General features: G+C 55.8%; 17 protein-coding genes and 1 other RNA gene. 12 read left to right on the top strand and 6 right to left on the bottom strand.

Annotated features, from left to right (window positions below):
• The first annotated feature begins 23 nt into the window (after nt 1-23).
• Nucleotides 24-647: an arginine exporter ArgO gene (gene argO, locus QMZ30_RS09400; protein WP_058969147.1), complete on the top strand. Its 624-nt coding sequence runs from the start codon at nt 24-26 to the stop codon at nt 645-647.
• On the opposite strand, the gene QMZ30_RS09395 is transcribed toward argO, so the two are convergent.
• Entirely contained in the window at nt 626-2,902 is a 2,277-nt protein-coding gene (locus QMZ30_RS09395; RefSeq protein WP_502921472.1) for an FAD-dependent oxidoreductase, read from the bottom strand. The genes argO and QMZ30_RS09395 overlap by 22 nt on opposite strands.
• A gap of 59 nt (nt 2,903-2,961) precedes the next feature.
• Between QMZ30_RS09395 and QMZ30_RS09390 the strand changes: the two genes are divergently transcribed.
• Nucleotides 2,962-3,660, top strand: coding sequence for an IclR family transcriptional regulator (locus QMZ30_RS09390; RefSeq protein WP_058969151.1), 699 nt, complete (start codon nt 2,962-2,964; stop codon nt 3,658-3,660).
• Here QMZ30_RS09390 and QMZ30_RS09385 read toward each other — a convergent pair.
• The gene (locus QMZ30_RS09385; RefSeq protein ID WP_283227155.1) at nt 3,647-4,945 is read right to left on the bottom strand and encodes an MFS transporter; all 1,299 of its coding nucleotides are present in this window, start codon (nt 4,943-4,945) and stop codon (nt 3,647-3,649) included. The two genes, QMZ30_RS09390 and QMZ30_RS09385, sit on opposite strands and share 14 nt — an antisense overlap.
• A gap of 218 nt (nt 4,946-5,163) precedes the next feature.
• On the opposite strand from QMZ30_RS09385, the gene QMZ30_RS09380 reads away from it, so the two are divergent.
• A complete protein-coding gene (locus QMZ30_RS09380; RefSeq protein WP_283227154.1) occupies nt 5,164-5,892 on the top strand; it encodes an oxidative stress defense protein in 729 nt (242 codons plus the stop codon).
• 66 nt (nt 5,893-5,958) lie between these two features.
• On the opposite strand, the gene QMZ30_RS09375 is transcribed toward QMZ30_RS09380, so the two are convergent.
• On the bottom strand, nt 5,959-6,864 hold the full coding sequence (locus QMZ30_RS09375) for a LysR family transcriptional regulator ArgP (RefSeq protein ID WP_283227153.1): 906 nt from the start codon (nt 6,862-6,864) through the stop codon (nt 5,959-5,961).
• Between the two features lie 180 nt (nt 6,865-7,044).
• On the opposite strand from QMZ30_RS09375, the gene rpiA reads away from it, so the two are divergent.
• Together rpiA and serA are read left to right on the top strand one after the other, a co-directional pair.
• Nucleotides 7,045-7,704, top strand: coding sequence for a ribose-5-phosphate isomerase RpiA (rpiA, locus tag QMZ30_RS09370; RefSeq protein WP_283227152.1), 660 nt, complete (start codon nt 7,045-7,047; stop codon nt 7,702-7,704).
• A gap of 279 nt (nt 7,705-7,983) precedes the next feature.
• Nucleotides 7,984-9,222, top strand: a complete 1,239-nt coding sequence (gene serA, locus QMZ30_RS09365) for a phosphoglycerate dehydrogenase (protein WP_039331868.1) — start codon at nt 7,984-7,986, stop codon at nt 9,220-9,222.
• 42 nt (nt 9,223-9,264) lie between these two features.
• Here the strand turns inward: serA and QMZ30_RS09360 are convergent, their stop codons facing one another.
• The 3 genes from QMZ30_RS09360 to zapA form a co-directional block, all read right to left on the bottom strand.
• Nucleotides 9,265-9,864: a 5-formyltetrahydrofolate cyclo-ligase gene (locus tag QMZ30_RS09360; protein ID WP_283227151.1), complete on the bottom strand. Its 600-nt coding sequence runs from the start codon at nt 9,862-9,864 to the stop codon at nt 9,265-9,267.
• Between the two features lie 71 nt (nt 9,865-9,935).
• Nucleotides 9,936-10,119: non-coding RNA, 6S RNA (gene ssrS / locus QMZ30_RS09355), on the bottom strand.
• A gap of 39 nt (nt 10,120-10,158) precedes the next feature.
• A complete protein-coding gene (gene zapA, locus QMZ30_RS09350; RefSeq protein WP_039331864.1) occupies nt 10,159-10,488 on the bottom strand; it encodes a cell division protein ZapA in 330 nt (109 codons plus the stop codon).
• A gap of 169 nt (nt 10,489-10,657) precedes the next feature.
• On the opposite strand from zapA, the gene QMZ30_RS09345 reads away from it, so the two are divergent.
• From QMZ30_RS09345 to gcvP, 7 genes are all read left to right on the top strand, one after another.
• The gene (locus tag QMZ30_RS09345; RefSeq protein WP_283227150.1) at nt 10,658-11,239 is read left to right on the top strand and encodes a YecA/YgfB family protein; all 582 of its coding nucleotides are present in this window, start codon (nt 10,658-10,660) and stop codon (nt 11,237-11,239) included.
• 47 nt (nt 11,240-11,286) lie between these two features.
• Complete coding sequence (pepP, locus tag QMZ30_RS09340) at nt 11,287-12,609, top strand: Xaa-Pro aminopeptidase (protein WP_283227149.1); 1,323 nt, start codon at nt 11,287-11,289, stop codon at nt 12,607-12,609.
• Nucleotides 12,606-13,784, top strand: a complete 1,179-nt coding sequence (gene ubiH, locus QMZ30_RS09335; protein WP_283227148.1) for a 2-octaprenyl-6-methoxyphenyl hydroxylase — start codon at nt 12,606-12,608, stop codon at nt 13,782-13,784. The genes pepP and ubiH overlap by 4 nt, the downstream gene beginning before the upstream one ends.
• A 20-nt stretch (nt 13,785-13,804) precedes the next feature.
• Nucleotides 13,805-15,007 carry an FAD-dependent 2-octaprenylphenol hydroxylase gene (ubiI, locus tag QMZ30_RS09330; protein ID WP_283227147.1) on the top strand — a complete coding sequence of 401 codons (1,203 nt, stop codon included), beginning with the start codon at nt 13,805-13,807 and terminating at the stop codon, nt 15,005-15,007.
• Nucleotides 15,008-15,508: 501 nt separating this feature from the next.
• Nucleotides 15,509-16,606, top strand: coding sequence for a glycine cleavage system aminomethyltransferase GcvT (gene gcvT / locus QMZ30_RS09325; RefSeq protein ID WP_283227146.1), 1,098 nt, complete (start codon nt 15,509-15,511; stop codon nt 16,604-16,606).
• A gap of 20 nt (nt 16,607-16,626) precedes the next feature.
• Nucleotides 16,627-17,013: a glycine cleavage system protein GcvH gene (gene gcvH, locus QMZ30_RS09320; protein WP_058973692.1), complete on the top strand. Its 387-nt coding sequence runs from the start codon at nt 16,627-16,629 to the stop codon at nt 17,011-17,013.
• Between the two features lie 98 nt (nt 17,014-17,111).
• On the top strand, nt 17,112-19,985 hold the full coding sequence (gcvP, locus tag QMZ30_RS09315; RefSeq protein ID WP_283227145.1) for an aminomethyl-transferring glycine dehydrogenase: 2,874 nt from the start codon (nt 17,112-17,114) through the stop codon (nt 19,983-19,985).
• The last annotated feature ends 147 nt before the right edge of the window (nt 19,986-20,132 follow it).

Below are 20,132 nucleotides of genomic sequence, written 5' to 3'. Positions count from 1 at the left end.
CCTCGTTATTCAGGACTATCGCTGTGTTATCTGTTTACTTACAAGGACTTGCCCTCGGGGCGGCACTCATTCTGCCATTGGGCCCGCAAAACGCGTTCGTGATGAATCAGGGCATTAAACGCCATTACCACTTAATGACGGCAGGGTTGTGCACCCTCAGCGATATTGCGCTGATCTGCGGTGGCATCTTCGGCGGCAGCGCGTTACTGAGTCAGTCGCCGATTCTGCTGATGCTGATCACTTGGGCAGGCGTGGCGTTTCTGCTGTGGTATGGCTGGGGCGCACTGCGCAGTGCCTGGCTGGGCGATGTCACCCTGGGGACTGAGGCGGCGATGAAGCAGGGGCGCTGGCGGATTATTGCCACCATGCTGGCGGTGACCTGGCTCAACCCACATGTCTATCTCGATACCTTTGTGGTGCTGGGTAGTCTGGGCAGTCAGTTGCCTTCAACCGAAGCGCGTCAGTGGTTTGCTCTAGGCACGGTTAGTGCCTCGATTATCTGGTTCTTTGGTCTGGCACTGCTGGCCGCATGGCTGTCACCACGGCTGCGCACGGTGCGCGCGCAGCGCATCATCAACCTGCTGGTGGGCGGCGTGATGTGGTTTATCGCCATCCAACTCGCGCGTCAGGGCATCGCGGCATTCTGATGAAGATGCAGGCCGTACAGTGCGGGCACCGCGCCTGCACTGGCAATCAGTTCTAAGCGTATTTGCCGGAAACTCACGCCTGGCGGCACCGGGTGATGGCAAAGCGAGTGATGGTTATCCTTCACTTCATCTAACAACATTTCATCCAGCCAGAGCCGATAATGCGTGGTGCAGTGCGGCGTCACCGCCTGCGCATGGCCCATCTGCACCGTTTCCATCGCATGATCGAAATCGTTATCGAACATTAGCGTGATTTGCTGCGCTTGTTGCAGCTCATCCCAACGCCAGGTGACGTTCGGCTGCACATCATCCAGTGCCGGAACCCAGCAGTTGGTGTGCTGCTCAGGGCGCAGTTTGCCGTTGAGCAGATAGTCGCGATGCCAGAGTTTCAGCGGCGTTTCCAGCGCGAAGGCTAACAGGATCTGATGCGGAGCACGGCGCGGCAGCCAAAAATCAAACTCATCCACACCGTAATCGCCATCGTTAATCTGGCGGGTGCGTTTGGCGACGCGCGGGTTGAGGCTGTTAAACACCATCATCACCCCCGGCAGGCGTTGACGCGTCAGCGCCACTTCAATCGCAGGATTCTCCTCAAAGGCGATAAACAGATAGCGATCGACATCAGCCCGATAATCAAAACTCAGGCGATAGTTGCCTTGTTCATTCACGGTAATGGTCTGGCTGGCGAGCAGACGGTCGCCGCAGGTATTCGCCGGGTTGTCGCTGGTGAGCAACGAAATCTGCAGTTTCTGAGCCTGTGCCGCACGCAAAGGCAGCGACAGGGCTGGCAGACGCTCGCCCGATTTTAACGGCAGCAGCAGGGCGCAGCGAGACTGTAAGACGTGCCAACCGGCATCGGCGGGCAGGGCGCTCAGTTGCAGCGTGCTGCTGACGTCAATGCGCGCGTCATTAACCGGATTCTCTAACACCTGTCGCGGGATAAATGCACCCTGGCGCAGCAATTGCTGTTGCAGCTGCGGCACACATTGCGGCTGCGCAAGTTGTGCTGGCGTGAGCTGTTGCTGGTGGCAGATGGCGGCGGCACGTCCCACCACTTCGCCCAATACGCCGCAGGTGCACATCACCCGAGCGCTGCCAAAGGCGACATGGGTGGCAGAGATCAAACGGCCGGTCAGCAGCAGGTTATCCAGTGACTGGCTGTAAAGCGCGCGGAACGGAATGGTGTAAGTGCCTTTGCTGTGAAACTGACGGCAGCCGTCGTGCTCGCTGTAGACGCCATCGGCCGGATGCAGGTCAATAGACCAGCCGCCATAGGCCACCGCATCGTAGTGATCGCGCTGTTCGATGATGTCCTGCTGGCACAGCAAAGTATCACCGAGGAAGCGGCGGCTCTCGCGCTTGCCGGGGATCAGGCCCACCCACTCAATGGTCAGCGTATCCGCATCCGGGAATTCACCGGAGTTTTTGATGTAATCCCACACCCCCCAAACGATTTTCCACAGCTCCCATTTAATGGTTTCACTTTCGTGCACCGTATCCAGCCGTCCACCCCATTCCAGCCACCACAGATCGCAGCCGTTAAGATCGGAGGTCAAACGTTTGTAGCGAGGAATGGCAGTGATCTCTTTCAGGGCGAAAGAGGGCGGCACAAAGCGCACGGGCTGCGTGGTGCGTTTGGTGTAGAAGTAAATCGAGTGACCGAGTTTGTGACCGAAATGCTCGCCTGGCGCCATCTTCTCGCCAAACTCCTCCACGGTTTCAGCACCTATGCGGTGCGCCGCACCGGCCAGATAACCCAGCACCCCATCGCCGCTGGCATCGATAAACTGGCTCGCCCGCACGTGATAGCGCGTCTGGTTGATGGCGTTGAAAGCCTGCACCGTATGCAATCGGCGACCTGATTTCTCCACATCGCTCACCACGGTGTTTAGCAGCAGCGTTAAGCCGGGCTGTGCCTGCACGATATCCAGCAGCACCATATCGAACAGCACTGGATTGCCCTCCTTGTTGCGCCACAGGTTCTCCTCCATGATTTCGCCCATGATGCCGCCTTCACGCGCCCAGCGATTGTTGTTGCCCATATGCGAGGTCGCGCCGTTGGCCCACAACCGCACTTCGCTGGAGGCATTCCCGCCCAGCACGGGACGATCCTGAATCAGTACCACCTGAAGCCCGTCACGTGCCGCCGCCAGTGCTGCGCACACGCCCGCCAGACCGCCGCCCGCCACCAGTAAATCGGCCTGGAGCTGTTGTTGTGGGAAGTGGCGCGCATTTTGCGCGGAGAAATTCTGCATCATTTGCTTCCTGTCATGCTGGAGCTAAGATTGGTGTTTTGAGCGCCACAGGGTGAACTATGTCTTCTCAACCCAACCAAAGCCTGATTGATGGGATTCGCTGCCTGCAGTATCTGGTTTCCAGCGATAAAGCCGTGGGCTGCCGTGAACTGGCGCGACAAATGGGAATGAACAGCACACGCGTTAACCGTTTGCTGATGACCATGGCATCGATTGGCCTGACGATTCAGGATGAGCATCGGCGCTACTTGCCCGGTCCGGGTATTCATGCGCTGGCGGCGCAGGCTATCCGTGGTTCTTCGCTGTTTGCTCAGGCACTGCCGCAACTGGAAGTCCACGCGCCGCGCGATATCGTGGTGGCCTTGGGCGTGCTGTGGGAGGATCAGGTGATCTACATCTGGCACTCTGAGCCGGGAGAGCGCACCAATGCCAGCCAGGCACTGGCAGGGTTCCGGATGCTGCCTGCCTGGCAATCGGTGATTGGTGTGTCGCTGCTGGCCGCCGAGAGTGATGAGGCACTGCGCCCGCGTTTCAGTGATGAGCAGTGGGCGCAGATTGCGCCGCTGCTGACGCGCAAACGTGAAGAGAGTTATTTGATCTGGCATCGCGATGACGGGGAAGTGAGTATGGCGCAGCCGATCAACAACAACCGTGCTGCCATCGCCTTTGCCAAAATCTGGCAGGCCGATGACGCTCACCTGCAGCAGCGCTTGAAGCAGTTGCAGGCACTGGCGAAGATTTTGCTCAGCGCGCGCTGACATGCTCAATTTTCCCAACGATAAACAGATAACTGCAGATGCCCATCGCCGCCAGTACGGCGATAAAGCCGAGGGCCGGGGCGAAGTTGTCGCCATCGATTAACGCACCAATCGCGGTGGGCACCACAATTGCGGAGAGCGCTCCGGTAAAGTTGAATACGCCACCGGCGAGGCCAATCAAATGACGTGGCGCCAGTGCGGTGACAAACACCCAGGTAATGGTTGCCAGCCCGTTGCCAAAGAATGCCAGCGACATAAACAGGATGATCAGCGTGGCGTCGTCAGTGTAATTCGCGCCGAGGATAAACAGCGTCAGGAACAGGCCGAGGATCACCGGTAGTTTGCGTGCCACGCTGGCGGACACGCCGCGTCGGATCATGCGGTCGGAGGCAAATCCCGCCAGTAACACGCCACAGAATGCCGCGAAGTAGGGCACCGAGGCGACATAGCCGCTTTTGATAAAGCCCATATGGCGATATTCCACCAGGTATGTGGGGAACCAGGTCAGGAAAAACCAAAAGGTGGCGGAGATGGTGAACTGGCCGATGTAAATCCCCACCAGTTTGCGGCTGCGGAACATCTGCGCCAGATCGCGCCAGTGGGCCTTGGGCTGTTGATGGTTTTTCAGCAGGGCACCGTTGTTGTTTAGATATTTCAGTTCGGCCTCAGACACGCCTTTGTGTTCATGCGGTTCGCGATACAGCAGATACCACACCAGTGCCCAGATCATTCCGGCGATGCCGGTGATCAAAAACAGGCCACGCCAGCCCCATGCATCCTGCACATGAAACAGCAGCGGGGTCATACAGGCGAGGCCGACAAACTGAGCCGACGAATAAATGCCGATGGCGCTGGCACGTTCCTGCTCGGGGAACCAGCTGGAGATCACGCGGTTGTTGGCGGGCATCACCGGGGCTTCAAAGGCACCGACACCCAGCCGCAAGCCAAACAACGCCCCAAAACTGCTGGCCAACGCGTGTAAAGCGGTGATCAACGACCAGGCAAACAGCCCCACGCCATACACCAGACGGGCACCGAGTCGGTCAATAAGAAAGCCGCCGGGAATTTGCAGCGCGGCGTAGATCCAGCCAAATGCGGAGAAGATCAATCCCATCTCCATTGGCGTGAAACGCAGTTCGCCAGCCATTTGCGTGGCTGCCACCGAAAGATTGGTGCGATCCATGTAGTTGATGATGATGTTGATAAACACCAGGCCGAGCATCAGGAAACGCGTGCGCCCTGCGCGGACGCCCACAGCGGTTTGGCTAAGTGGCTGTTCTGTCATTTACAACTCTCCCAGAGGCTAGAATTGTTTCTTTAATAGAAACATCAAGGCGTGCTTTGAGCGAATCTGTCAGCATGGTTTTGCGATCGCGGATACGTTAAAACATCCCTTAATCCGAACTTTTTGGTGATTTCAAACTCAGACCATCACGCATAGTAATGTGTTTTAGGTTTAGCCATAGTGGCGACCTGCAAATTGAACCCTCAAGGAGGACTTTCGTGAAACTGAAAGCACTGGCGCTGGCCGCCTTAATGAGCACGGGCGCTCTGTCCGCCATGGCACAGGCGGGTGAAGTCCCGAATGGCCCACATGTTGTGACTTCAGGACAGGCCAGCGTAGACGCCCGTCCGGATATCGCGACGCTCTCAATCGTGGTGAATGTTTCCTCGAAAGACGCGGCCGATGCGAAAAAGCAAGCGGATGACCGCGTGGCGCAATATTTCGATTTCCTGCAAAAGAACGGTATCGAGAAGAAAGATATTGATGCGGCAAACCTGAGCACGCAACCGGAGTATGACTACACCAAAGAGGGTAAGTCGGTACTGAAAGGCTATCGCGCGGTGCGTCAGGTGCAGGTGACACTGCGCCAGTTGGATAAGCTGAATGAGTTGCTGGATGGTGCGTTGAAGTCCGGCCTGAACGAAATCCGTTCCGTCGAGCTGGGTGTGGCGAATGCGGATAACTACAAAGAGCAGGCACGTAAAGCAGCAATTGCCAATGCAACGCAGCAAGCCAATGCATTAGCCGAAGGCTTTAACGCCAAGTTAGGCCCGGTGTACAGCATCCGCTACCACGTGGCCAACTACCAGCCGATGCCAATGGCCCGCATGTACAAAGCCGCTGCCGCACCAGCGGATACCACCGCGCAGCAGACCTATGAACAGCAGAGCATTCACTTCGATGACCAGGTGGATGTGGTGTTCGAGATTAAGCCGAATACGCCTTGATGTTATCCGGTGCGCATCAATGCGCACCTTACGAATACCGTCGGGTCGCCTTATGGCGACCTTTTTTTACGCCGTCACATCATCCTGGCGTAACACGCGATGACCATGGGCGATCAATGCGTCGGTCACGCTGCGCATCAATCGGCTCTCCGGCGCGAAGCGGTGCCAGTAGAGCATACGGCGCTGATACAGGCCTGGCGTCAAATCCACCAAATCCCCTTGCGTCAGTTCGCGTTCAATCTGCAGGTGCGGGATCATACAGCACACCGAACCCTGACGCGCCAACTGCACAAAGGCCTCTGACGAGTTAACGATGTGGCACGGCACGCTGCCGGGCGACAGGTCAAAGTTCTGCTGTAAAAACGCCTGATGCATATCATCAAGGTGGTCAAACGCCACCGCGGGGGCTTTCAGCAAAGCGGAACGCGTCACGCCATTGGGGAAGTAACGTGCGGCGAAGTCGGGCGAAGCACAGAACAGATAATCCAGCGCACCTAACTGATCCACCAGGCAGCTTGGCAGCGGCTGTGGCTGGATACTCACCGCACCCACCACTTCACCACGACGCAGACGTTCCTGAGTGCGGGTTTCATCTTCTACCTGCAAGTTCAGGCGCACCGGCGAATCCGCCAGCACATCTTTCAGCGCGGGCAGCAGCCAGGTGGCCAGACTGTCGGCGTTGACCGCCAGTGACAGCAATAATGGCGTGCCGCCGCTGTTATCATCACCCAGCCACTCCTCTTCCAGCAGCTCAACCTGATGCAATAACGCCAGCAGTTTCTGCCCTTGTTCTGTCGGACGCGGCGGCACGGTGCGCACCAGCAACGGCTGACCAAATAAATTCTCTAACTGTTTAATGCGCTGAGACACCGCGGACTGCGTGATGCAGAGTTTTTGGGCGGCGCGCTCAAAGCCGCGCTCGCGAATCACAGCATCCAGCGCCTGAAGCGTTCGATAATCCGGGCGTTTCATTTTTTTCTCTCTCGTTCAGGATGGAAAGTACTATGCCACAAAACGGTAATATTGTGCTGCGGTGGTTTTTTGCGGGCTGGCTTCCAAAGGATTAAATCGATGCATCAACAGCCGCGCAATTTTACGACGCCTTGTTTTATACTACGCGCACTTCGATGTCGCACAGGTTTTAAACATATCATGACCCAGGATGAACTGAAAAAAGCAGTAGGTTGGGCAGCGTTGCAGTACGTTGAGCCAGGCACAATTGTGGGCGTTGGCACCGGTTCTACTGCGGCGCATTTTATTGATGCGCTCGGCACCATGAAGGATCAAATTGAAGGCGCGGTTTCCAGCTCGGAAGCCTCGACCGAAAAACTCAAAGCGTTAGGCATCCATATCTTTGACCTCAATGAGGTGGATGAACTGTCGGTTTATGTCGATGGCGCGGATGAAATCAATCCACAGATGCAGATGATCAAAGGCGGCGGTGCCGCGCTGACCCGCGAGAAAATCGTGGCGGCGGTGGCGAAGAAATTCGTCTGCATCGCGGATGCCTCAAAAGAGGTCGATGTGCTGGGCAACTTCCCGTTACCGGTGGAAGTGATCCCGATGGCGCGTTCGTTTGTGGCACGTGAACTGGTCAAGCTGGGCGGCTTGCCTGAGTATCGCCAGAACGTGGTCACGGATAACGGCAACATTATTCTCGACGTGCATAATCTGCGTATTCTTGACCCGATTGCATTGGAAAAAACCATCAATGCGCTGCCTGGCGTGGTGACGGTGGGCCTGTTTGCCGCGCGTGGGGCCGATGTTGCGCTGATCGGCACCGCAGATGGCGTGAAAACCATCACTAATTGATCTGTCCGGCGCGCAGCCCGCGCCGGTTATTTCCATTCGCAAAACATCTTTTCTCGCCAGGGTGAAATTTGGTGACTTATGTCACAAAAGATTCATCAATCGCGGGTTCGTACTTCGCGGAACACGCATGTCACGATTTTGTACGGCATTGTGCTGCCTGAGCGTGGGCGCATGCTGGTGGTGAGGCAATCGTTTGTATTGCTGCGCACGAAATTTTTGATATTTTGGCAGAAGGCTAGCTTATGGTAGTCCTCATTGAATTCAGAATAGGGTCGGGAAATGGCAAAGGTATCACTGGAAAAAGACAAGATTAAGTTCCTGCTGGTGGAAGGCGTTCACCAGAGTGCACTGGATAATCTGCGTGCTGCAGGTTACACCAACATCGAATTCCACAAAGGGGCACTGGATGCGGAGTCGCTGAAGTCCTCGATTCGCGATGCGCACTTCATTGGTATCCGTTCCCGTACCCAACTGACCGAAGAGATTTTTGCGGCAGCTGAAAAGCTGGTGGCTGTAGGTTGCTTCTGTATCGGAACCAACCAGGTTGACCTGGGTGCAGCAGCGAAACGCGGTGTGCCGGTATTCAACGCGCCATTCTCCAACACCCGTTCAGTGGCTGAACTGGTGATTGGTGAAATGTTGCTGATGCTGCGCGGCATTCCTGAAGCCAACGCCAAAGCACACCGTGGTATCTGGAATAAAGTGGCCAACGGCTCTTATGAAGCACGTGGTAAGAAACTGGGTATCATTGGCTACGGTCATATCGGTATGCAGTTGGGCGTGCTGGCAGAAAGCCTGGGTATGCACGTCTTCTTCTACGATATCGAAACTAAACTGCCGCTGGGTAACGCGACTCAGGTGCGTCATCTGTCTGACCTGCTGAATATGAGCGATGTGGTCAGCCTGCACGTGCCAGAAAACCACACCACGCAAAATATGATCGGTGCTGATGAACTGGCGCTGATGAAGCCGGGTTCACTGTTGATCAACGCCGCGCGCGGCACCGTGATTGATATCCCGGCGCTGTGCAATGCGCTGGCGAACAAACATCTGGCAGGCGCGGCTATCGACGTGTTCCCGGTTGAACCTGCGACCAACAGCGATCCGTTCAATTCGCCGCTGTGTGAGTTCGACAACGTGATCCTGACACCACACATTGGTGGTTCTACTCAGGAAGCACAGGAAAATATCGGTCTGGAAGTGTCTGGCAAGCTGGCGAAGTACTCTGACAACGGTTCTACGCTGTCTGCGGTTAACTTCCCGGAAGTATCACTGCCGATGCATGCCGCCAGCGCCAGCCGCTTACTGCACATCCACGAAAACCGTCCAGGTGTGTTGACCGCGATTAACCAGATCTTTGCTGAGCAGGGCATCAACATTGCCGCCCAGTATCTGCAAACATCCCCTCTGATGGGTTATGTGGTTATCGACATTGATGCGGAAGAAGATGTGGCGGATAAAGCGCTGCAACTGATGAAAGCGATTCCGGGCACCATTCGCGCTCGTCTGCTGTACTGATTTGCTGCTATCGGGCGCGCCTTGGCGCGCCCTTTCTAAATCCTACGCGTTATCCCACTGCCACAATTTTGACGGCGTCAAAATGGCGGGCAGCGGCACATCCCACGCAGCTATCGGCAATGCCTCCACGCGCTGGCAATCGTGGGCAATTCCCATCGGTAAAAAGCCATGCTGCTGCCAGTTTTGCAGTGTGCGATCGTAAAATCCGCCCCCCATCCCCAATCGCTGTCCCTGGTGGTCAAATGCCACTAACGGCACCAGCATCACATCTAACTGGTCGAGCGTGGCCATCTGGGTGATATCCAGTGGTGGCTCGGGAATGCGTAATTTGTTGGGATTGAGCGGCGTATCCGGGGTGTAGCGCAGAAACAACAGATTGCCCGGCGCAAAGGGGTGCAGCACTGGCAGGTAAACCTGTTTTTTCTGCTGCCACAGTTTGGCAATCAGTGGGCGAGTGCTGATTTCACCATCCACAGACAAGAACAGTGCGATGCGCTGTGCGTTGGCAATGGGTGCGAAATTGATAGCGTGCTCAGCCAGCAGATCGGCGGCTTGTTCCTGTTGCTCAGACGTGAGATTACGGCGCAGATGGCGCACATGCTGACGAATGTCCTGACGGTCGAGAAGGGAGGGTGCTGACATGATAACCCCGGCAGAGTCGGCTGTTGCCAGCCACTATATCATACCGGGAATTAACAGGTTGGAACTAAGAGAGGATCTCCGAGATGCCGCCGCAGGCTGTAACCCTTGAACCCATGGTTCAAGGTGAACATGCCGTCACAATTATTAGGCTTCTCGGACGGACCGAGCATGCGCACAAATTGTGGATCGTCACATTCTGTTGGTATTAAATATCGGCTCAGGGGACGGGCCCGCTTGCAAACATCTCAGAGAAAATTGACTTCACCGCCACTCTACCACAAGTACCATGAAGTGTTATTCGAATTTAGGGCCCTGGCGATCAGTTATGCGACCTTGCTCAACTAATGCTTGTTCAATCGTCTGCTGCAGCATGCGGATACGTTGTTCCATGTTTGCTGCATAGTCGCGCGTTTTGCCTTTTTCCTGTGCCAGTTCATGGCAGATGTTTAAGGCGGCGATGAACACCAGCTGCTCTGTATTGGTGACTCTAGTGCGAACTTTTAAATCTTGCAACCGTTGATTGAGATCCTCTGCTGCCAGATTCAGCGCTTCTTGCTGTTCAGGCGGACAATTCACTCTCAATGAACGACCAAAAATCTGAATATCTACCGGTTGTGCAGACATGCCACCATCCTAACTGATTACTTCGTTCGCTCTCCCTTACCGTTCAATGGGTTGGGAGGTGCGCAACTATATATACCCGAGTTATAAGTTACAACCCCTTTTCTGGAAACTCAGAGGCACCTGGTGGTAGCATAACACGAACTTATTCTGCCAACGACGACCAAAGCTTATGTCATTACAGAACGCAACTCCTGGTTACAACGCGCTTGCCGCGGCACTCTCACAGCAAGGTGTCGGTATGACACCTGCCGAAATGCACGGATTACTTTCAGGCATTTTGTGCGGTGGCAATCAGGACACCAGCTGGAAAACCCTGGTCCATGACCTCACCAACGAAGGCATGGCGTTTTCGCAAAGCCTGTCTCAGCCTCTGCAGGCGCTGCATGAGAGCCTGGCAAGCACGCTGGAAGACGAAGGATTTATGTTCCAGTTAATGCTGCCAGAGGATGACGACATCACCGTGTTTGATCGAGCAGATGCACTGGCTGGCTGGGTGAATCACTTCCTGCTGGGATTAGGGGTGACGCAGCCCAAGCTGGAAAAAGTGACTGGCGAGACCGGTGAAGCCATTGACGATCTGCGCACTATCGCGCAACTCGGTTATGACGAAGACGAAGATCAGGAAGAGCTGGAGCAGTCACTGGAGGAGGTGATTGAGTATGTGCGCGTGGCAGCGTTGTTGTGCCATGACACCTTCGCGCGCCCGCAAACGCCAACCGCACCTGAAGTTAAAAAGCCTACGTTACACTAAGCGCGTCATTGCGGGCGGTGGTGCCCGTTTCAACAGGGAGTGCAAACATGATTACACTGGAAACTTTCCAGCAACGTCGTCAGGCGCTGATTGCCCGTATGGCGCCTGGCAGTGCCGCTTTGATTTTTGCTGCACCTGAAGTGACGCGCAGCAACGATACCGAATATAACTTCCGCCAAAACAGCGACTTCTGGTATTTCACGGGCTTCAATGAGCCGCAGGCGCTATTGGTACTGATCAAAAGCGACGACACGCATAATCACAGCGTACTGTTTAATCGTGTGCGTGACCTGACGGCGGAGATCTGGTTTGGTCGCCGCCTCGGACAAGACGCCGCCCCCGCGAAGCTGGGTGTGGATCGCGCTTTGCCATGGGATGACATCGGTGAACAGCTGCATCAATTGCTTAACGGCCTGGACGTGGTCTATCACGCCCAGGGTGAATATGCAGAATCCGATCAACTGGTGTTCAGCGCGCTGGAAAAACTGCGCCGTGGATTCCGTCAGAACCTGAGCGCACCGGCCACGGTCACCGACTGGCGTCCGTGGGTGCACGACATGCGCCTGTTTAAAAGCGAAGAAGAGATCGAGATTCTGCGCCGCGCTGGCAAGATCAGCGCGTTGGCACATACCCGCGCGATGCAAACCTGCCGCCCCGGGATGTTCGAATATCAGCTGGAAGGCGAAATTCATCACGAATTCAATCGCCACGGCGCGCGCTTCCCGTCTTACAACACCATTGTCGGCTCGGGTGAAAACGGCTGCATTCTGCATTACACCGAGAACGAAAGTGAAATGCGTGATGGCGATCTGGTGCTGATTGATGCCGGCTGTGAGTTTCACGGTTATGCCGGTGATATCACCCGTACTTTCCCGGTAAACGGCAAATTCACACAGCCACAGCGCGAGATTTATGACATCGTGCTCGCCTCTCTCTACAAAGCACTGTCAATGTTCCGCCCAGGCATCAGCATCCACGACGTTAATGACGAAGTGGTGCATATCATGATCACCGGCCTGGTCGATCTCGGCATTCTTGAAGGCAACATCGATACCTTGTTTGAAGAGCAGGCACATCGTCCCTTCTTCATGCACGGTTTGAGCCACTGGTTGGGGCTGGATGTACATGATGTTGGCCATTACGGCACGCCGAGTCGTGACCGTATTCTGGAGCCGGGCATGGTGTTGACGATTGAACCGGGTCTGTACATTGCGCCCGATGCTAAGGTGCCGGCGCAATATCGCGGCATTGGTATTCGTATCGAAGATGACATCGTGATTACTGCGGACGGCAATGAAAACCTCACTGACAGCGTCGTCAAAGACGCCGATGCGATTGAAGCATTGATGGCGGCGGCACGTCACGCATGAGCATTGTAATTGCAGGTGGCGGCATGACCGGCGCCACCCTGGCATTGGCGATTTCGCACCTTACGCAAGGTCAGCTGCCCGTTACCCTGATCGAACGCAGCCTGCCGGATAGCCGTGCACATCCCGGCTTTGATGGACGCGCGATTGCGCTGGCGGCGGGCACCTGCCAGCAGTTGGCGGATATTGATCTGTGGCGTTCACTCGCCGATTGCGCTACGCCCATCACCGATATTCACGTTTCCGATCGCGGTCATACCGGCTTCGTTCAGTTGCAGGCGGATGATTATCAGCTCCCGGCACTCGGCCATGTAGTGGAGTTATACGATGTGGGACAGCGCCTGTTTCAGCGTCTGAAAACTGCGCCGGGCGTGACGGTGCGTTGTCCGAATTATGTCACCGCGGTATCGCGCAGTGCAGAGTCGGTGCAGGTGACGCTCAACAGTGGCGAACAGCTGGAAGCGGCGTTACTGGTGGCGGCAGACGGTTCTCGTTCGCCGCTGGCAGCCTCTTGCGGTATCACCTGGCAGCGCGATGATTATCAGCAACTGGCGGTGATTGCCAATGTCACCACGCAATTGCCGCATCAGGGGCGCGCGTTTGAGCGCTTTACTCAGCACGGCCCACTGGCGTTGCTGCCGATGTCTGGCAATCGTATGTCGTTAGTGTGGTGCCATCCGGTTGAGGCTGAAGCAGATATTAAACAGTGGGATGATGCTACCTTCCTGCGCACGCTCCAGCAGGCATTTGGCTGGCGGCTGGGGCGTTTTACCCACACCGGTCAGCGCGAAGTTTATCCATTGGCACTACAAACCGCCGAACGTCAGGTTGCACACCGTCTGGCACTGGTGGGCAATGCGGCGCAGACGCTGCATCCTATCGCGGGCCAGGGCTTTAACCTGGGGCTGCGTGATGTGATGTCTTTGGCGGAAACGCTGGCGAGTGCGCATCGTCGTCAGCAAGACGTTGGGAGTTATGGTGTGCTGCACCATTTTGCCGCGCGTCGCCAACCGGATCGGGCCGCGACCATTGGTGTCACCGATGGCCTGGTGCGGCTGTTTGCCAACCGTTATGCGCCCTTAGTGGCGGGAAGAAATCTTGGGCTGGTGGCAATGGACCATCTGCCATGGCTGCGAAACCCACTTGCCGCGCGGACGCTCGGCTGGGTCAAGCGTTAAGCATGAATTAAGGGGCAGCAATGCAAACATTTGATGTGGCCATCGCCGGTGGCGGCATGGTAGGTCTGGCCGTCGCCTGCGGATTGAAGGGCAGTGGTCTGCGTGTTGCCGTGCTGGAAAAAGCACCTGAGCCACAATTTGATCCTGCGAGCGCCGCGTCGATCCGCGTATCGGCGATCAACGCTGCCAGCGAACGTCTGCTGCAAAAACTGGACGTCTGGTCCAGCATCCTCGCGCTGCGTGCCAGTGCTTATCACGGCATGGAAGTGTGGGACCAAGATAGCTTTGGTTCGATCAGTTTTGATGATGAGCAGCAGGGGCTGTCGCACCTTGGTCACATCATTGAAAATGAAGTGATTCACAGCGCGCTATGGCAGCGCGCCAGTCAATGCAGTGATGTCACCTTATTTGCCCCGGCGCAATTGCAGCAGGTGGCATTTGGCGACAATGAAGCTTTTGTCACGTTGCAGGATGGCAGCATGATGAGTGCGCGCTTACTGATTGCCGCAGATGGTGCTAATTCCTGGCTGCGAGATAAAGCGGATATTCCGATCACTTTCTGGGATTACGATCACCATGCCTTGGTGGCGAATATTCGCACCGACATGCCACACGATGCCATTGCGCGACAGGTGTTCCACGGTGACGGCATTCTGGCGTTTCTGCCGATGCAAGACCCGCACCTGTGCTCCATCGTCTGGTCTCTGTCGCCACAGGAAGCGGCGCGGGTACAGTCCATGCCGGAAGCTTTGTTCAATCAGCAACTCTCCGTTGCCTTTGATATGCGCCTCGGGCTTTGCCACGTTGAAAGTGAGCGTAAAACCTTCCCGCTCATGGCGCGCTACGCACGTAATTTTGCCGCACACCGTCTGGCATTGGTTGGCGATGCGGCGCATACCATCCATCCACTGGCGGGGCAGGGTGTGAACCTCGGCTTTATGGATGCCGCGGAACTGATTGGTGAAATTCGCCGTATACACCAGGAAGGTAAAGATATCGGTCAGCATCTGTATCTGCGTCGCTATGAGCGCAGCCGTAAACACAGCGCCGCCATGATGCTGGCAGGGATGCAGGGATTCCGCGAGTTATTTGCCGGCACCCATCCAGCCAAAAAATTGCTGCGTGATGTCGGATTGAAACTGGCCGATACGCTGCCAGGCGTAAAACCGATGATGCTGAAACAGGCAATGGGGCTGAACGATATGCCCAGTTGGATCCGCTAACATCCCCCTTCTGTAGCGGCCTTTGGGCCGCCCTCTGAGCCACGACCTACACTCATTTCATCCCTGTAAGTGGGCCCTTGGGCCGCTTACAGGCGCCCCCCGAACTCCTGATAAAAACGTCTTTGCACCGCGCTGGTGCGCACCTGCACCCAAATTGCGCCTCGTTTGATTTATTCTAATTTCACCCATTAATTCGCATTACTTTATCTCATGCTAATGCTTGCGGGTTGCCGAACCATTTCCCCGGCTCGGGGCGTGCATTCCATTATTTGGCTGGATTAATGTATATGTAATGTATTTTGTGCGTGGTTTATCACAAAAATGCAGTGAATTATGCTGGTTGATATTCGATGCATCCCGGAATGATGGTAGTGTTTCGCCCTCGTTTTCCTTATGGTTAATCGCCGCATTCGGTGGTAACTTCAGCACAAAGAGAACGTTTGCGTCAGCCTCAAAAGGCGACGCAGGCGCGTCACACTCACTTGTTTTCACAGGATGGTTATGACTCAGCAAACGCCTCTATTCGAACAGCATCAGGCATGCGGTGCTCGCATGGTGGACTTCCATGGCTGGATGATGCCACTGCATTACGGTTCACAAATGGATGAGCACCATGTGGTGCGTAACGATGCCGGCATGTTTGATGTTTCCCACATGACCATCGTCGATCTGCGCGGTGCGCGTACGCGCGAATTCCTGCGCTATCTGCTGGCCAATGATGTCGCCAAACTGACCCAGCCCGGCAAAGCCCTGTATACCGGCATGCTGAATGCTTCTGCTGGCGTCATTGATGATTTGATTGTTTACTTTATGACCGAAGACTTTTTCCGTTTGGTGGTGAACTCCGCCACACGTGAGAAAGATTTGGCATGGATTAAGCAGCATGCACAGCCGTTTGGCGTTGAACTCACTGAGCGTGATGATCTGTCGCTGATTGCCGTGCAGGGCCCTAATGCACAGCAGAAAGCCCAGACGTTATTCAGCGATGCACAGCGTCAAGCCGTTGCCGGTATGAAACCTTTCTTCGGGGTACAGGCGGAAAACCTGTTTATCGCCACAACCGGTTATACCGGGGAAGCGGGTTACGAAATCGCCATGCCTAACAGCGAAGCGGCTGATTTCTGGCAGAAACTACTGGCCGCTGGGGTAAAACCTGCGGGTCTGGGCGCGCGCGATACGCTGCGTCTGGAAGCCGGTATGAACCTGTATGGCCAGGAGATGGACGAAGGCGTTTCACCGCTGGCTGCCAACATGGGCTGGACGGTCAGTTGGGAACCCAGCGATCGTGATTTTATCGGCCGTGAAGCCCTTGAATCCCAACGTGCTAAAGGCACTGAAAAGCTGGTTGGATTGATCATGACCGAAAAAGGGGTGCTACGTAACGGCTTGCCGGTGCGCTTCACCGATGAACAAGGTCAGCCGCAGCAGGGTATTATTACCAGTGGTTCCTTCTCCCCGACGCTGGGTTGCAGCATCGCGTTGGCACGTGTGCCAGCAGGCATTGGTGAGCAAGCGATTGTAGAGATCCGCAATCGTGAAATGCCGGTGAAAGTGACTAAACCGATTTTTGTTCGCGCCGGTAAGCCGGTCGCTCAGTAATTTTTTCAGGAGAAATGGCGATGAGCAATGTGCCTAATGAATTGAAATACCGCGATAGCCACGAGTGGGTGCGTAAAGAAGCCGATGGCACCTTTACCGTGGGTATCACCGAACACGCGCAAGAACTGCTGGGCGACATGGTGTTTGTTGACCTGCCCGACGTTGGCGCGACTTTCGCTGCCGGTGACGACTGTGCCGTGGCGGAATCCGTTAAAGCCGCATCCGATATCTATGCCCCACTGAGCGGTGAGATCGTGGCGGTTAACGAAGCCTTAGCTGACGCGCCGGAGCTGGTGAACAGCGAACCCTACGCCGAGGGTTGGCTGTTCCGTATCAAAGCCAGCGACCTGTCAGAACTTGACTCAATGCTCGATGCCGATGCGTACAAAGGCGCCATCGACGAGTAACCGGTAGCCACAGAAGGTGCTGCATTGCGGCACCTTCTTTTTTATCTGCCTGATTTTATGCCGTTTTGTCACCCAGCCCGATTCAGGATTTACTGCAAATGACCCAGACTCTCAGCCAGCTTGAACACAACGGTGCTTTCATTGAGCGCCACATCGGTCCTACCCCCGCGCAGCAGGCCACCATGTTGGAAGCGATTGGTGCCAGTTCGCTGTCATCATTGATCAGCGCGATTGTTCCTGCCGACATCCAACTGCCAGGCCCGCCTGCGGTAGGTGATGCCGCGACCGAGCAGCAAGCGCTGGCAGAGTTGAAAGCCATTGCCAGTCAGAATCAACGTTACAAATCCTGGATCGGCATGGGCTACAGTGCGGTGATCACTCCGCCGGTTATCCTGCGTAACATGCTGGAGAATCCAGGCTGGTACACCGCGTACACCCCTTATCAGCCGGAAGTGTCACAAGGCCGCCTGGAAGCGCTGTTGAATTTCCAGACCCTGACGCTCGATTTAACCGGACTGGATATCGCCTCTGCTTCACTGCTGGACGAAGCCACTGCCGCCGCTGAAGCGATGGCAATGGCAAAGCGCGTCAGCAAACTGAAAAATGCCGGCAAATTCTTTATCGCCGACGATATCCACCCACAAACGCTGGACGTGGTACGTACCCGTGCCGAAACCTTTGGTTTTGAGCTGATCATCGATCGCGCCGACAAAGCGCTGGATCACGACGATCTGTTCGGTGTGTTGCTACAGCAGGTCGGCACCAGCGGTGAAGTACACGATTACCGCGCGCTGATGACTGAGCTGAAAAGCCGCAAAGTGGTGGTCAGCGTTGCCGCTGATTTCATGGCGCTGGTGCAGTTAGAAGCACCGGGCAAGCAGGGCGCGGATATTGTCTTTGGTTCTGCACAGCGTTTTGGTGTGCCGATGGGCTATGGCGGTCCGCACGCGGCCTTCTTTGCCAGCCGTGACGAGCACAAGCGTTCCATGCCGGGCCGCATCATTGGTGTCTCGCGTGATGCAGCAGGCAACACCGCATTGCGTATGGCGATGCAAACCCGTGAGCAGCACATTCGCCGCGAGAAGGCGAACTCCAACATCTGTACTTCACAGGTGCTACTGGCCAACATCGCGGGTCTGTACGCGGTCTATCATGGCCCTGACGGCCTGAAACGCATCGCTTCACGCATCCACCGTTTGACCAGCATTTTGGCCGCCGGTCTGCAAAATGGCGGCCTGAAACTGCGCCACGCCAGCTGGTTCGATACCCTGACCGTTGAAGTGGCTGATAAGGCCGAAGTGCTGAATCGTGCGCTGAGCTTTGGTGTTAACCTGCGTAATGACGTGCTCAACGGCGTAGGCATCACCCTTGATGAAACCACTTCACGTGAAGATGTGCAGGCGCTGTTCGCCATTCTGCTGGGCGATGCGCATGGTCAGGATATTGACGCGCTGGATGCCAGCGTTGCCGCTGAGAACAGTGCCATTCCAGCGGGTATGGTGCGTGAAAGTGCCTTCCTGACCCATCCGGTGTTCAATCGCCATCATAGCGAAACCGAGATGATGCGTTACATGCACAGCCTGGAGAAAAAAGATCTGGCGCTGAATCAGGCGATGATCCCATTGGGCTCATGCACCATGAAACTCAACGCCGCAGCGGAAATGATCCCGATCACCTGGCCTGAATTCGCCGATCTGCATCCGTTCTGCCCAGCCGATCAGGCCTCTGGTTATCTGCAAATGATTGGCCAGCTTTCTCAATGGCTGGTACAACTCACTGGTTACGATGCACTCTGCATGCAGCCGAATTCCGGTGCGCAGGGTGAGTATGCTGGCCTGCTGGCGATTCGTCGCTATCATGAGAGCCGCAACGAAGGTGGACGTAATGTTTGCCTGATCCCAAGTTCTGCTCACGGCACCAACCCTGCATCAGCACAGATGGCGGGTATGGCGGTGGTGGTGGTGGCCTGTGATAAACAAGGCAACATCGACCTGGGCGATCTGCGCGAGAAAGCGGCTCAGGTGGGCGATGAGCTCTCTTGCATCATGGTGACCTATCCTTCGACGCACGGTGTTTACGAAGAAACTATTCGTGAAGTGTGCCAGATCGTGCATCAGTATGGCGGCCAGGTGTACCTCGATGGCGCCAACATGAACGCTCAGGTGGGCATCACTACCCCTGGTTACATCGGTGCAGATGTCTCGCACCTTAACCTGCACAAAACCTTCTGCATTCCGCACGGCGGTGGCGGCCCGGGTATGGGTCCAATCGGCGTGAAAGCGCATCTGGCTCCGTTCGTACCTGGCCACAGCGTCGTGCAAATTGATGGCGTGCTGACGCAACAGGGCGCGGTATCCGCAGCACCGTTTGGAAGCGCCTCAATCTTGCCTATCAGCTGGATGTACATCCGCATGATGGGCGCTGAAGGCCTGAAGCAGGCGAGTTCGGTTGCGATCCTCAATGCCAACTACATTGCCAGCCGTCTGCAATCCGCTTATCCGATCCTGTATGCGGGTCGTGATGGTCGCGTGGCGCACGAATGTATTCTTGATATTCGTCCTTTGAAAGAGCAAACCGGCATCAGCGAGCTGGATATTGCCAAGCGCTTGATCGACTATGGCTTCCATGCGCCGACCATGTCCTTCCCGGTGGCGGGCACGCTGATGGTTGAGCCAACCGAATCGGAAAGCAAAATCGAGCTGGATCGCTTTATTGATGCGATGCTGTCTATCCGCATGGAGATTGACCGCGTGGCTGATGGCGAATGGCCAGCCGATGACAACCCACTGGTGAATGCACCGCACACGCAGATGGAAATCGTCGGCGACTGGACTCACCCCTACACCCGTGAGCTGGCGGTGTTCCCGGCAGGCAGCGCTAACAAATACTGGCCAACAGTTAAGCGTCTGGATGATGTGTTTGGTGACCGTAATGTGTTCTGTTCATGTGTTCCGATGAGCGAATACATTTAGTCGTCATAGTTTGAGCCGCAGCGGCGTTGGCTGCGCGCGTTCACCACACACTTACTGATGTAAGCTCCCTTGGATGAACGCGCTTGCCGCCTTGCTGCAACGCAAACTATTTAGGCTAAACTGCTTCAGTGGAAAAATCCTGAGGGC

This window comes from Pantoea sp. EA-12, from assembly GCF_030053355.1.
GTDB classification, from domain to species: Bacteria; Pseudomonadota; Gammaproteobacteria; order Enterobacterales; family Enterobacteriaceae; genus Pantoea; species Pantoea vagans_C.
The sequence above is the reverse complement of the archived record's forward strand: the minus strand, read 5'-3'. Positions and strand labels throughout refer to the sequence as shown.